General features: G+C 72.1%; 13 protein-coding genes. 6 read left to right on the plus strand and 7 right to left on the minus strand.

Annotated features, from left to right (window positions below; genetic code table 11):
* Positions 1-4: 4 nt before the first annotated feature.
* The 3 genes from ACIBVP_RS08345 to ACIBVP_RS08355 all read left to right on the plus strand — a co-directional run bounded on the left by ACIBVP_RS08345 (position 5) and on the right by ACIBVP_RS08355 (position 4,140).
* On the plus strand, positions 5-2,356 hold the full coding sequence (locus tag ACIBVP_RS08345; RefSeq protein ID WP_396105347.1) for a phosphoketolase: 2,352 nt from the start codon (positions 5-7) through the stop codon (positions 2,354-2,356).
* A complete protein-coding gene (locus ACIBVP_RS08350; protein ID WP_396105348.1) occupies positions 2,356-3,420 on the plus strand; it encodes an acetate/propionate family kinase in 1,065 nt (354 codons plus the stop codon). Before ACIBVP_RS08345 ends, ACIBVP_RS08350 begins: the two co-directional genes overlap by 1 nt.
* A gap of 72 nt (positions 3,421-3,492) precedes the next feature.
* Positions 3,493-4,140 carry a response regulator gene (locus tag ACIBVP_RS08355; protein WP_396105349.1) on the plus strand — a complete coding sequence of 216 codons (648 nt, stop codon included), beginning with the start codon at positions 3,493-3,495 and terminating at the stop codon, positions 4,138-4,140.
* A gap of 17 nt (positions 4,141-4,157) precedes the next feature.
* Here ACIBVP_RS08355 and ACIBVP_RS08360 read toward each other — a convergent pair whose 3' ends face one another.
* Both ACIBVP_RS08360 and ACIBVP_RS08365 read right to left on the minus strand, forming a co-directional pair.
* Positions 4,158-5,882, minus strand: a complete 1,725-nt coding sequence (locus ACIBVP_RS08360; protein WP_396105350.1) for a GAF domain-containing sensor histidine kinase — start codon at positions 5,880-5,882, stop codon at positions 4,158-4,160.
* Between the two features lie 161 nt (positions 5,883-6,043).
* Complete coding sequence (locus tag ACIBVP_RS08365; RefSeq protein WP_396105352.1) at positions 6,044-6,664, minus strand: TetR/AcrR family transcriptional regulator; 621 nt, start codon at positions 6,662-6,664, stop codon at positions 6,044-6,046.
* A 102-nt stretch (positions 6,665-6,766) separates the two neighbouring features.
* On the opposite strand from ACIBVP_RS08365, the gene ACIBVP_RS08370 reads away from it, so the two are divergent.
* The gene (locus tag ACIBVP_RS08370) at positions 6,767-7,951 is read left to right on the plus strand and encodes a cytochrome P450 (RefSeq protein ID WP_396105353.1); all 1,185 of its coding nucleotides are present in this window, start codon (positions 6,767-6,769) and stop codon (positions 7,949-7,951) included.
* Here ACIBVP_RS08370 and ACIBVP_RS08375 read toward each other — a convergent pair.
* From ACIBVP_RS08375 to ACIBVP_RS08395, 5 genes are read right to left on the minus strand one after another with little or no spacing between them, the layout of a single operon-like run.
* The gene (locus ACIBVP_RS08375; RefSeq protein WP_396105354.1) at positions 7,941-8,786 is read right to left on the minus strand and encodes a helix-turn-helix transcriptional regulator; all 846 of its coding nucleotides are present in this window, start codon (positions 8,784-8,786) and stop codon (positions 7,941-7,943) included. The two genes, ACIBVP_RS08370 and ACIBVP_RS08375, sit on opposite strands and share 11 nt — an antisense overlap.
* A gap of 48 nt (positions 8,787-8,834) precedes the next feature.
* Positions 8,835-9,911: a zinc-binding dehydrogenase gene (locus tag ACIBVP_RS08380; protein ID WP_396105355.1), complete on the minus strand. Its 1,077-nt coding sequence runs from the start codon at positions 9,909-9,911 to the stop codon at positions 8,835-8,837.
* 23 nt (positions 9,912-9,934) lie between these two features.
* Positions 9,935-10,621, minus strand: coding sequence for a 2OG-Fe(II) oxygenase (locus tag ACIBVP_RS08385; RefSeq protein ID WP_396105356.1), 687 nt, complete (start codon positions 10,619-10,621; stop codon positions 9,935-9,937).
* A complete protein-coding gene (locus ACIBVP_RS08390; protein WP_396105357.1) occupies positions 10,618-11,199 on the minus strand; it encodes a methylated-DNA--[protein]-cysteine S-methyltransferase in 582 nt (193 codons plus the stop codon). Before ACIBVP_RS08390 ends, ACIBVP_RS08385 begins: the two co-directional genes overlap by 4 nt.
* Positions 11,196-11,660 carry an RNA polymerase sigma factor gene (locus ACIBVP_RS08395; protein WP_396105358.1) on the minus strand — a complete coding sequence of 155 codons (465 nt, stop codon included), beginning with the start codon at positions 11,658-11,660 and terminating at the stop codon, positions 11,196-11,198. Before ACIBVP_RS08395 ends, ACIBVP_RS08390 begins: the two co-directional genes overlap by 4 nt.
* 143 nt (positions 11,661-11,803) lie before the next feature.
* Between ACIBVP_RS08395 and ACIBVP_RS08400 the strand changes: the two genes are divergently transcribed.
* Together ACIBVP_RS08400 and ACIBVP_RS08405 are read left to right on the plus strand one after the other, a co-directional pair.
* A complete protein-coding gene (locus tag ACIBVP_RS08400) occupies positions 11,804-12,106 on the plus strand; it encodes a putative quinol monooxygenase (protein ID WP_396105359.1) in 303 nt (100 codons plus the stop codon).
* A gap of 40 nt (positions 12,107-12,146) precedes the next feature.
* Positions 12,147-13,016 carry an NAD(P)-dependent oxidoreductase gene (locus tag ACIBVP_RS08405; RefSeq protein WP_396105360.1) on the plus strand — a complete coding sequence of 290 codons (870 nt, stop codon included), beginning with the start codon at positions 12,147-12,149 and terminating at the stop codon, positions 13,014-13,016.
* The last annotated feature ends 88 nt before the right edge of the window (positions 13,017-13,104 follow it).

Consider the following 13,104-nt stretch of genomic DNA (forward strand, 5'->3'; position numbering starts at 1 on the left):
GCACGTGGACGAACTGCGGGTACTCGACGCGTACTGGCGAGCCGCCAACTACCTGTCGGTGGGCCAGATCTATCTGCTGGACAACCCGTTGCTGACCGAGCCGTTGCGGCGTGCGCACGTGAAGCCGCGGTTGCTGGGTCATTGGGGCACCACGCCGGGTCTGAACTTCGTCTACGCGCATCTGAATCGGGTGATCCGGGCGCGTGACGTGGACATGATGTACGTGATCGGTCCTGGTCATGGTGGTCCGGCGATGCTCGCGAACACGTGGCTGGAGGGCAGTTACACCGAGGCCGACCCCGGTGTGCCACGGGACGTGCAGGGCATGCGTCAGCTGTTCCGGCAGTTCTCGTTCCCCGGCGGCGTGCCCAGCCACGTCGCACCGGAGGTGCCCGGCTCCATCCACGAGGGCGGCGAGCTGGGCTACTCGCTGGCGCACGCGTTCGGGGCCGCCTTCGACAACCCCGGCCTGGTCGTGGCGTGCGTGGTCGGCGACGGCGAGGCGGAGACCGGGCCGCTCGCGACGAGCTGGCACGCCAACAAGTTCCTCGATCCGGTGCACGACGGGGCGGTGTTGCCGATCCTGCACCTGAACGGCTACAAGATCGCGAACCCGGCGGTGCTGGCCCGCATCCCGGAGGAGGAACTGGACGCCCTGCTGCACGGCTACGGCTACGCGCCGCGCCACGTCACCGGCTCCGTCGACACAGACCCGGACCGGATGCACGAGGACATGGCCGCCGCCCTGGACGCCGCGTTCGACGAGATCGCCGCCATCCAGGCGCGTGCCCGGACCGGGGGTGACCGTACGCGGCCGCGGTGGCCGCTGATCGTGCTGCGCTCGCCGAAGGGCTGGACCGGGCCCGCCGACGTGGACGGCGTGAAGGTGGCCGGTACGTGGCGGTCGCACCAGGTGCCACTTTCCGGGGTCCGCGACAACCCCGAGCACCTCGCCCTGCTGGAGGACTGGCTGCGTTCCTACCGGCCCGACGAACTGTTCGACGACCGGGGAGCGCCCCGTGCCGAACTGCTGGCGCAGGTACCCGATGGTGACCGCAGGATGGGGGCCAACCCGCACGCCAACGGCGGCCTGCTGCTGCGTCCCCTCGACCTGCCCGACTTCCGCACCTACGCCACCGAGGTGGACGAGCACGGCGCCTCGACTTCGGAGCCGACCCGGGTGCTGGGCCGGTTTCTGCGGGATGTGGTCCGCCAGAACGCCGAGTACCGCGACTTCCGGATCTTCGGCCCGGACGAGACCGCGTCCAACCGCCTCGACACCGTGTACGAGGCGACCGGCAAACAGTGGCAGGCCGAGACACTGCCCGGCGACGAGCACCTGGACCCCGACGGCCGCGTGGTCGAGGTGCTCTCCGAACACCTGTGCCAGGGCTGGCTGGAGGGCTACCTGCTGACCGGCCGCCACGGCCTGTTCTCCTGCTACGAGGCGTTCATCCACATCGTCGACTCGATGTTCAACCAGCACGCGAAATGGCTCAAGACCAGCCGGAAGCTGCCGTGGCGGCGCCCGGTCGCGTCCCTGAACTACCTGCTCACCTCGCATGTGTGGCGACAGGACCACAACGGCTTCTCCCACCAGGACCCCGGGTTCATCGACCACGTCATGAACAAGAAGGCCGAGGTCATCCGGGTGTACCTGCCCGCGGACACCAACACCTTGCTGTCGGTGGCGGACCACTGCCTGCGCAGCCGCGACTACGTCAACGTCATGGTCGCCGGCAAGAACGAGACGCCGGACTGGCTGCCCATGGACGAGGCCGTCCTGCACGCCACGAGGGGTGCGGGCATCTGGGACTGGGCAGGCAACGAGGGTGGGGAGGAGCCGGACGTCGTGCTCGCCTGCGCCGGTGACGCACCCACGCTGGAGGTGATGGCCGCGACCGCGATCCTCCGCGAGCACCTGCCGGACCTGAAGGTGCGGGTGGTCAACGTGGTCGACCTGATGCGCCTGCAACCCCGCACCGAACACCCCCACGGCATGACCGACCCCGAGTTCGACGCCATGTTCACCACCGACAAACCGGTCATCTTCGCCTACCACGGCTACCCGTGGCTGATCCACCGCCTCACGTACCGGCGCACCAACCACGTGAACATCCACGTCCGCGGCTACAAGGAGGAAGGCACCACCACCACACCGTTCGACATGCTCGTGCTCAACGACCTCGACCGGTTCCGCCTCGTCATCGACGTGCTCGACCGCGTCCCCGGCCTCGGCACCAGCACCGCGCTGGTCCGCCAGCGCATGGCCGACCTGCGGGCCCGCCACCACGAGTGGACCCGCGAACACGGCGAGGACCTGCCCGAGGTCCGCGACTGGGTGTGGCCGTACTGATGACCGCCGTGCTGGTGGTCAACGCGGGCTCGTCGAGCCTGAAGCTCGCGCTGCTCGACGACGCCGACGAGGTCGTCGGCGCCACCACCGTCGAACGCTGGTCGGGCGGTGACGAGACCGACGACATCGAGGAGTTCGTCGAGGGCCTGCCCGGCGTCGACGCGGTCGGACACCGGATCGTGCACGGCGGCCCCCACCTGACCGACCCGGTGCGGCTCGACGCCGACGTCCGCGACCGCATCGCGGGCCTGACCGAGCTGGCGCCGCTGCACCAGCCACGCGGCGTCGCGGGCATCGACGCGGTGGGCGCGGTGCTGCCCGGCGTGCCCGCGGTGGCGTGTTTCGACACGGCGTTCCACCACGCGATGCCCGAGGCGGCCAGGACGTACGCGCTGCCCCGGCGGTGGAACGAGCGCTGGGCGTTGCGGCGCTACGGCTTCCACGGTCTCTCACACGCACACGTGGCGCGGCGGGTGGCGGAGCTCGCGGGTCCGGACCGCCGGATCGTGAGCTGTCACCTGGGGGCTGGCGCGTCACTCGCGGCGATCGCAGGCACCCGTTCGGTCGACACGACGATGGGGTTCACGCCGCTCGCCGGTCTGGTGATGGCGACCCGGTCCGGTGACGTCGACCCCGGGCTGGTGCTGTGGCTGCTGCACCACGGCGGTGTGTCGCCCGACGAACTGTCGGACCTGCTGGAGCACCACAGCGGGCTGGCCGGGTTGACCGGGGGCAGCGGCGACCTGCGGGACATCGTCGGCGAACCACGGCTGCGTCCCGCGCTGGACGTGTACCTGCACCGGCTGCGCGGGGAGGTCGCGGCGATGGCGGCGGCGATGAACGGCCTCGACGTGCTCGTGTTCACCGGCGGTGTCGGCGAGCACCAGCCCGTGGTGCGCGCGGAGGCCGCGGCGGGACTGGCGTTCCTCGGTGTGGCCGTGGACGCGGGCACGGAGGTTAACGGCGACTCGGAGATCACCGCACCGGGTGCCGCCGTGCGCACGTTCGTGCTCACCGCCCGCGAGGACGTGGAGATCGCCCGTCAGGTCCGTTCTGTGGTCTGACAGGGACTCGGTTCCCCAGGCCTTGTCCTCGGGCATACGGTTGTCCCGCGACGAACGAGCCGAGGAGGCGTCGTGGCCATCCGGGTCATGCTGGTGGACGACCACGAGATCGTGCGGCGCGGCCTCGCGGACCTCATCGGGACGGCCGACGACCTGGAGGTCGTCGGCGAGGCCGCGGGCGTCGAGGAGGCGTTGGCGAGGACGCCGCAGGTGAACCCGGACGTGGCGGTGCTGGACGTCCGCATGCCCGACGGCAACGGGATCGAGCTGTGCCGTGAGCTGAGGTCGCGGCTACCCGGCCTGATCTGCCTGATGCTGACGTCCTACGCCGACGACGAAGCGCTGTTCGACGCGATCATGGCCGGGGCGTCGGGGTTCGTGCTGAAACAGGTGCTGGGCCTGGACCTGCTGGACGCGATCCGCACCGTGGGCGCGGGCGAGTCGTTGCTCGACCCGAAGACGACCACCGCGCTCATGAACCGGATCCGCCGGGAGCGGGCGGCGCCGAACCCGCTCGACGCCCTCACCGAGCAGGAGCGGGCCGTGTTCGACCTCATCGGGGAAGGGCTCACCAACCGGCAGATCGGTGAGCAGCTCTTCCTCGCCGAGAAGACGATCAAGAACTACGTCTCGCACCTGTTGAACAAGCTCGGGATGCAGCGGCGGACCCAGGCCGCCGTGCTGGCGGCCGAGCTTCGGTCCCGTAGGCAGGAGAGCTGAGCTTCCCGTCGGCCCGGTCACACCGGGTTGAGGGGAACCCGCCACACGAGTCGTGTGCCGCCGTCCGGGTTGGGGCACACCGTCACCGCTCCCCCGCACTCCCGTGCCCGCCGCTCGAGGTGGAGCAACCCGCTCCGCGCGACGTCCGGCGGCATGCCCACCCCGTTGTCCGTCACCCCGACGACGAGATCGGCTCCGGCTTCGACCGTCACGACGATGTCCGACGCGTGTGCGTGCCGGACCGCGTTGCTGACGCCCTCCCGCAACGCCGCCAGCGCGTGCTCCGCCACCTGTTGGGGCACCAGCGTGTCCACGGCACCGGAAATCCGCACGGCGGGCGACATGTCGGTGTTCGCGCTGGCCTCGGCGACCAGGTCGAGCATGCGCCTGCGGAGGCTGGCCGGGCTCTCCTCGCCCGCCGTGTGGAGGTCGAAGATCGACGTGCGGATCTCCCGCATCGTCTCGTCCAGCTGACCGACGACCCGGGTCACGCGGGCCCGGGCCTCACCGTCGGTGATGCGCCCGACGATGGCCTGCAGGCTCATGCCCGCGGCGAACAACCGCTGGATCACGTGGTCGTGCAGGTCGCCCGCGATGCGGTCGCGGTCGGCCAGCACGTCCAGCATCCGTTGCTGTCGTTGCTTGTCGGCGAGTTCGAGTGCCAGCGCGGCCTGCGCGGCGAACGACGCGAGCATCGGCAGCTCGTCGTGGCCGAACTGGGCGTCCCCCTTGTCGCGCAGTGCCAGCAGCAGGCCGCTGAGGCCCGTCGCCGAGCCGAACGGCACCGCGTCGGCCGGACCGAACTCGCCGAAGAGGTCGGCTTCCGAACCGAGTGTCAGCGCGAAGTCCGCGTAGACGGTCGGCTCGCCGTCGTTGATGACCGTCGCGATCGCCGGTGTCGCGGTCGACAGGCGGTGGCCGATCATCTCCTCGCCCCGGGTGCCCGCGCCCGCCTCCACGGTGAGCGTCTCGCCCTCCTCGTCGGCCAGCAGGATCAGTGCGGAGTCCGACCCGGACAGCTCACGCGTGCGCAGCGCGATCAGCCGCAGCGCCTCCGCACTCGACCCGCCACCGAGCAGCAGCCCGTTGACCTCGGCGGACGCGTGCTGCCAGCGCTCACGCAGCCGCGCCTGCTCGAACAGGCGGGCGTTCTCCACGGCCACACCGGCCGCGGCGGCCAGCGCTTCGAGGACGACCACGTCGTCGTCGCTGAACTCGGTCTCGCCCCGCTTCTCGGTCAGGTAGATGTTGCCGAACACCTCGTCCCGCACCCGGACCGGCGTGCCGAGGAAGCTGCGCATCGGCGGGTGGTTGGCCGGGAAGCCGACCGACGACGGGTGGCCGGTGAGATCCGGCAACCGGATCGGGTACGGGTGCTCGATCAGGTGCCCGAGCAGTCCCTTGCCCTCCGGCAGGTGCCCCATGGTCGCGCGGGTGTCCGGGTCGATGCCGACGTACACGAACTCCGAGAGCCCCTCGTCGCCCAGCACGCCGAGCGCGCCGTAGCGGGCGTCGACCAGCTCGACGGCGGTCTCGACGATCCGCTGCAGCGTGCCTGCCAGCTCCAGACCGGCGCCGACCGCGACGACCGCGTCCAGGAGTCCCTGGAGGCGGTCGCGGGTCTTGCCGATCTCGGTCAGCCGGTCCTGCAGCTCGTTCAGCAGCTCGTCGAGGCGCAGCCCGGCGAGCGACGCACCGACGGCCGAACGCTTGGGTCTCGCTGCCCCTGTGCCGTCCGGCATCCCACAACTCCGCTCTGGAATCCGGTGACCGCTGGGCAGTTCGGCCACCGCGCAACCAATCCAGGGTAACCGCACCGGCGAGCACTGTCAGGGATCGCCGGAGTGTGTCCCGCCGTCCGCGACCACGCCGCCGAGCGTGGGGACCATCCACTGAGGACGCGTCAGTCGAACGCGAGGTCCGTGCGGATCAGCGGGCGGCCGGGCAGTTGGCCGGGCGCCGGGGCGCGCAGGCCGTCCATCATGATCGCCAGTACCCGGCCGGGCACGAGCCCCGCGACGTCCGCGGTGACCGAGTGCGCCTGGTGCACGACCGAGACGAACAGCATCGCGAGGTCGCCGACACCGACGTCGCGGCGCAGCGTGCCCTCGTCCTGCGCGCGGCGCACCACCTCGTCGAGCACGTCGAGCAGTTCGTCGCGGACACGGGAGGTTTCCTCGTCGGCCCGTACGACCGCCGTGACCCGCGGCGACTTGGCCTGCACGCTCACGTGCAGCCACGCCGACTGCCGCATGATGCGCGTCAGCGCCGCCCACGCGGTCGGTTCCTCGGCGAGCGCGGCCCTGGTCTCGTCGGCGACCGCCTGGAAGGTGTCGCGGAAGACCGCGCGGATCAGCGCGTCACGGTCGACGAAGCGCCGGTAGAGGGTGCCGACGCCGACCGAGGCCCGGCGCGCGATCTCCTCCATCGGCACGTCGGCACCGCGCTCGGCGAAGATCTCCCGCGCCGCCACCAGGATCTGGTCGCGGTTGCGGCGCGCGTCCGCACGCAGGGCTTTCGTCACCAGCGAATTATCACATCCACCCGAAGGTGGACGGAGCGCGTCCGCTTGGCTACGGTCGATGACAACTGGACGACTTTCTTCCGGATCTTGGGGGTTCGATCGATGTCCGACGCCTTCCCGCCCCGCGAGTGCCCGTTCCACGGCGACGCCTCGACCACCTCGCCGGGGCCGATGACGAAGGTGACGCTCCCGCGCAGCGGGCAGGAGGTGTGGGCCGCGTCCCGGCACGCCGACATCCGCGCCGTGCTCACCGACCCGGCCTTCTCCGCCGACCGCGCCAACCCGCACTTCCCGAACCCGACCGGCCGCCGCGTGCAGCAGGACGGCTCGCTGAAGCCGTCGCTGATCACCCTCGACCCGCCGGAGCACGGTCCGGCCCGCCGCGCGGTGCTCGGCGAGTTCACCGTCAAGCGCCTCGCCGCGCTGGGGCCGCGCATCCAGCAGATCGTCGACGAGCACATCGACGCGATGCTCGCGACCGAGTCCCGCACCGCCGACCTCGTCGAGGCGCTCGCGCAGCCGGTGCCGTCGCTCGTGATCTGTGAGCAGCTCGGCGTGCCCTACGACGACCACGAGTTCTTCCAGTCCCGGTCGCGCACGCTGCTGTCCCGGTCCGCGGCCGTCGACGAGATCCGCACGGCGGCCGACGAGCTGCGTGCCTACATGGACAAGCTGGTCAGCGAGAAGGAACCCGTGCCGACCGACGACCTCATCGGCAGGCAGATCGCCAAGCACCGCGCGGAGGGCACCTACGACCACGACGCGCTCGTGAGCCTCGCCGTGCTGCTGCTGATCGCGGGCCACGAGACGACCGCGAACATGATCTCCCTCGGCACGGTCGCGCTCCTGGCGCACCCCGACCAGCTCGCGCTCGTCAGGGCGGACCCGGCCAGGACCCCGGACGCCGTCGAGGAACTGCTGCGGCAGTTCACGATCGCCGAGTTCGTGACCTCGCGGGTGGCGGTCGCCGACACCGAGGTCGGCGGTGTGACCGTCCGGGCGGGCGAGGGCGTGCTGACGCTCGGCAACGCGGCCAACCACGACCCGGCCGTCTTCGCGGACCCGGACCGCCTCGACGTCACGCGCGGCGCCCGCAACCACATCGCGTTCGGCTACGGCGCCCACCAGTGCCTCGGCCAGAACCTCGCGCGGGTGGAGCTGCGGATCGTGTTCGACACGCTCTTCACGCGGGTGCCGACGCTGCGGGTCGCCGCACCGGTCGCGGAGCTGTCGTTCAAGGACGACGCCACGGTCTACGGGCTGCACAGCCTCCCGGTCAGCTGGTGAGGGCCTGGGTGCCGAGGACGACCGCGAGCGCGAGCCGCTCGGCGTCCTCGGTGCCGGGCTCGGCCGTGTAGACCATGATCCGCAGGTCGGCGGCGGCCACGATGAGCGTGTCGCAGTCGAGCGCGACGCGGCCGACCGCCGGGTGGTCGATCACCTTGTGCCGTCCCGGTTCCCGGCGCGGCGCCGCGCCGCCGGACTCCCACAGCTCGGCGAACCGCGGGCTCCGCGCGCTCAGGTCGGCGACGAGCCGTCGTAGCGCCTGGTCCGCGGGATAGCGGGCGGCGGTCGACCGCAGGTCGGCGACCAGCCCGGCCTCCAGGACGGCGCGTTCCTCCGGCGTGTGCACGACGCGGGAGCCGGGACCGGCGAGATGGCGCCAGATGGCGTTGCGTTCGAGGCCACGCAGGCCGGAGGTCTCACCCATGAGCGCGTCGTAGGGCGCGTTGGCCACGAGGAGGGTCCAGGTGGCGTCGTACACGACGACGGGCGTGTGCGCGAGCCGGTCGAGCAGCCGCTGCACGCTCGCCGGGAGGGCGGTCGGGACCACGTCGTGGCCGGGCGCGGCGTGCCCGGCCAGCCGGTGGAGCAGGTCACGTTCGTCGTCGGACAGCCGCAGCGCACGGGCGAGCGCCGCCACGACCTGCGCCGAGGGCGAGACCGCCCGCCCCTGCTCCAACCGCGTCAGGTAGTCGGCGGAGATGCCGGCGAGACCGGCCAGCTCCTCGCGGCGCAGCCCCGCGGCCCGGCGGCGCCTGCCCACCGGCACCCCGACCGCCTCGGGCGTGACACGGTCACGCCACCGCCGCACCGTCCGGCCGAACTCCCACGACTCCACGCCACCAGTCTGCGCGCGGGCGCCGCCGTTGTCCTGGCCCTGGCGTTCCTACCCGAAGGTGACGATCGTCCGCGCGCCCTGGCCGAGCTGCTCGAACGCGTCGTTCACGCCGTCGAGGTCGGTGGTCGACGTGGCCAGGGCGGCGAGGTCCAGCTTGCCCTCCTCGACGAGGCCGAGCAGGCGGGGGATCTCGACGTCCGGGTCGCTCGACCCGAACACGCAACCGTGCAGCGTGCGGCCGAACCAGTACAGCTCCAGCGCGTTGAACTCGACGATGTTGGCCTTGCTGCCGACACCGACGACCGTCACGGCCCCGCCGCGGCGGCTCGCCGACCACGCCGTGCGGATGGTCGCGGGCAGCCCGACGCAGTCGAAGGCGTGGTCGGCGCCGCGCCCGCCGGTCAGCTTCCGGATCGCCTTGGTCACGGTCTCGTCGGCGACGAGGAAGTCCGTCGCGCCGTGCCGCGCCGCGAGGTCGGCCTTGGCCTCGCTCACGTCCACCCCGATGATCGGTCCGGCGCCGACCGCGCGTGCCGCCTGCAGCGCCGAGAGGCCGACCCCGCCGAGCCCGACGACCACCACGGACTCACCCGGCTGCACCCGGGCGGTGTTGAGCACGGCGCCCGCGCCGGTCTGCACCGCGCAGCCCAGCACCGCGGCCTGCTCCATCGGCACCGTGTCCGGCACCTTCACGACCCCGGCGGCCGGCACGATCGTCTCCTCCGCGAACGCCGCCGTGCCCAGGCCCGGGTAGACCGGGCTGCCGTCGTCGAGGAACGCGTACGGCGCGCGGGCGGTCTCCTCGGCGTGCACGCACAGCCACGGCTCGCCCTGCAGGCAGAACCAGCACTCGCGGCACGCGGGCGCCCAGTTGAGGATCACGTGGTCACCGGCGGCGACCCGGTCGACGCCCTCGCCGACCGCGATGACCACGCCCGCGCCCTCGTGCCCGAGCACCGCGGGGACCTCCTGGCTGAGCGTGCCGTTGGCGAGCGACAGGTCGGAGTGGCAGACACCGGCGGCCGCGACCCGCACCTTCACCTGTCCCGGACCCGGGTCCCCCAGGGAGATGTCCATGACCTCGAGTCGGCCACCCTGCTTGGTCAGCACCGCTGCACGCACCATGGATGCGACTTAATCACACAGCCTCATGCCGCGTCGTGGAACACCAAGCCCAAAGTGTGCCGTCGTCCGGATCTGATCACCGACACCCCGTGCCGCACCGGCGAGGCGCTCCAGCCCCGTGCCGACCGGACCGGGCGGTCCCGCGTGGTGAACACCAGGCCGTGCCCCTGCGGCAGCAGCGTGGCGGTCCCGCGGGACTGGGCGCGTGGCCGCTGCTCGACCAGCAGGAACTCGCCACCGGTGTGGTCGACGCCCGGCTCGTTCAGGTTGATCACCACCTGCAGGGGGAACACCTTCTCGCCGTACAGGTCCCGGTGCAGTGCGTTCCAGTCTCCCTCGTCGTAGCGCAGGAGGATCGGCGTCGGCCGGGTCTGGCCCGCGGCGTGGCACTCCGCCAGCCACTCGTCGAGCGTGTCCGGCCAGCGTTCGTCGCGGCCCAGCCGTGCCGCCCAGTCGCGGGCGATCGGCAGGAGACGCGGGTACAGGTCCCGCCGCAGCCGGGCCACGGGCTCGGGGAACGGTGCGCGGAAGTAGCGGTACTGGCCGCGGCCGAACCGGTGCCGCGCCATGTCGATGGTGGCGCGGAACCGGTCCCGTTCGTCGTAGAGCGCGGCGACGTCGGCGCACTCCTGTTTCGTCAGCAGGCGCGGCAGGAGCGCGCAGCCGTACTCGTCGACCTCCTCGGCGACGGCCGTCCAGTCGATCTTCACGCCGCCTCCATCGTCAGCAGGGTCCGCTTCGCGTCCGGACCGCCCGCGTACCCGCCGAACGACCCGTCCGAACGCACGACCCGGTGGCAGGGCACGACGACCGGCACCGGGTTCGTCGCGCACGCCGTGCCCACCGCTCGGACCGCCTTCGGGCTCCCGGCGGCGGCCGCGACCTGCGCGTACGTTTCGGTACGGCCGTATTGGATCGCGGGCAGGTGGTCGATGACGGCGCGCCGGAACCCGCGTGCGAGCCGCAGGTCGAGCGGCACGTCGAACGCGGCCCTGCGCCCGGCGAAGTACTCGTCGAGCTGCCGCGCCACGGCGTCGAGCCGGGCGGGTGCGTGCAGGACCCGGGGGCTGACGGCCTCGGCGAGCCGGGCGAGCTCCGCGTCGTGGCCGACGTTCTCGTACACCACCCGCACCAGCCCGACCGGGGTCGCGGCCAGCAGCAACGCACCGACGGGCGTGTCGACCACGCGGTAGGCGACGTCGAGCAGCCCGTCCCGTTCGGCGTCGGCGACGAGCCGGGCACGCAGCCGCGCCGAGGGCGCTTCCTGTGGTAGCGCGTCGAAGTTCATGCGGTCTCCTCCTCCGTGTACAGCTCGCGGAGACGTTTCATGCCGTCGGCGGCCGCACGGCGGGCGGCGGCCTCGGTGCCACCGGTGATCGCCGCGATCTCCCGGTACGGCAGCCCGGCGAGGTGGTGGTAGGCGACGGCCAGCCGCTGCTTGTGCGGCAGCTGTTCGAGCGCGGCCCACAGGTCGCCGTGCCACTGGTCGGTCGTGCCCCGGTCGGGCACGTCGGCCACCGCGACCGGCCGCCGCCGCCCGGCCCGCCACCCGTCGAGCGCCTTGCGGTGCGCGATGGTCACGAGCCAGGCCTCGACGTTCGCGTCGGCGGGCAGGTCGGGATACGCACGCAGCGCGGCGAGGAAGGTCTCCGACCACGCGTCCTCGGCGTCGACGGGTCCCAGGACAGCGCGGCACACCCGCAGCACCATGGCCCCGTACTCGTCCACGATCCGCTCGAAAGGTCTCACACCACGAAGACGTCCCGGCCCCACGAAACGTGAGACTGCCAGGTCGCGGGCGGACTGTCGCGTTCGTCCTGTCGCGTTCGTCCAATGGAACTGTCGGTGGTCCGTGCGAGTATGCGGCCGTCAGCGATCGACCAGGAGGAACAGTGCGGTACGGATACTTCGGCACCATGCGCGTCAAGCCGGGCCACCGGGACGAGGTGGTGGCGACGCTCGTCAGCGGGCAGGACGGCCTGAAGGCGGCGGGGTGCGACCTGTACGCCGTGGGCGTGTCCGATGACGACAAGGACCTCGTGTGGGTGAACGAGATCTGGGTCAGCAAGGAGGCGCACGACGCGTCCCTCCGGTTACCCGAGGTGAAGGCCGCGATCGCGAAGACCATGCCGCTGCTCACGGGCGAGTTCACGAGCCAGGAGGTGGAGATCGTCGGCGGTCTCGGCGTGGCCTGACGAGACCGGGTGCACGCGCGGGGTGGGTAGGGTCGGGGCCATGGCCAGGATCGCGTTCATCGGGCTCGGGATCATGGGCTTGCCCATGGCCGTCAACCTCGTCCGTGCCGGGCACGACGTCACCGGCTTCAACCGCAGCCCGGGCAAGACGGCCCGGTTCGCCGAGCAGGGCGGCACCGCCGCCGACAGCGCGAGAGCGGCGGTCGACGGCGCCGAGGTGGTGATCACCATGCTGCCCGACTCGCCGGACGTCGAGGCCGTCGCGGACGACGTGCTGACCGCGGGCGGTGCGCTGTGGATCGACATGAGCACGATCGCGCCCGCGACTGCGCGGACCGTCGCCGCACGCGCGCACGAGGCCGGGCTGCGCGCACTCGACGCGCCGGTCAGCGGCGGCGAGAAGGGCGCGGTCGACGGCACCCTGTCGATCATGGTCGGTGGCGCGGTGGAGGACGTCGAGGCGGCGCGGCCGGTCCTCGACGTGCTCGGGAAGACGATCGTCCACGTCGGACCGACGGGTGCCGGGCAGACGGTGAAGGCCGCCAACCAGCTGATCGTCGCGGGCACCATCGGCCTGGTCGCGGAGGCGCTGACGATGCTGCGGACGCAGGGCGTCGACCTCGCGCCCGCCGTCGAGGTCCTGTCGGGCGGGCTCGCGGGCAGCACCGTGCTGGACCGCAAGGCCGACGCGATGCTGGCCCACGACTTCACGCCGAGCTTCCGCGTCGACCTGCACCACAAGGACCTCGGCATCGTGCTCGACTCGGCCAGGGACGCGGGCGTGCCGCTGCCCCTCGGCGCGGTCGTGGCACAGCTGATGGCCGCGGCCCGCGCCCAGGGGCACGGCGACCTCGACCACTCGGCGCTGCTGCTGGTACTCGAACAGCTGGCGGGCGCGAAGCGGGACTGAACGTCCACTTCGGACCAACGGGATGGCACGGACCCTGCCGACGACCAGGATCGCGGCAGGGCCCGCTCGCCCGACACTCCGACGTCAG

Origin of the sequence: Actinophytocola sp. NPDC049390, assembly GCF_044466355.1 — a bacterium.
Classification (GTDB): domain Bacteria; phylum Actinomycetota; class Actinomycetes; order Mycobacteriales; family Pseudonocardiaceae; genus Actinophytocola.

Excerpts from the sequence above, each read along its gene's own strand:
- ACIBVP_RS08350 (WP_396105348.1), top strand. The coding sequence starts at position 2,356 with ATGACCGCCGTGCTGGTGGTCAACGCGGGCTCGTCGAGCCTGAAGCTC.
- ACIBVP_RS08360 (WP_396105350.1), bottom strand. The coding sequence starts at position 5,882 with ATGCCGGACGGCACAGGGGCAGCGAGACCCAAGCGTTCGGCCGTCGGT.
- ACIBVP_RS08370 (WP_396105353.1), top strand. The coding sequence starts at position 6,767 with ATGTCCGACGCCTTCCCGCCCCGCGAGTGCCCGTTCCACGGCGACGCC.
- ACIBVP_RS08380 (WP_396105355.1), bottom strand. The coding sequence starts at position 9,911 with ATGGTGCGTGCAGCGGTGCTGACCAAGCAGGGTGGCCGACTCGAGGTC.
- ACIBVP_RS08390 (WP_396105357.1), bottom strand. The coding sequence starts at position 11,199 with ATGAACTTCGACGCGCTACCACAGGAAGCGCCCTCGGCGCGGCTGCGT.
- ACIBVP_RS08405 (WP_396105360.1), top strand. The coding sequence starts at position 12,147 with ATGGCCAGGATCGCGTTCATCGGGCTCGGGATCATGGGCTTGCCCATG.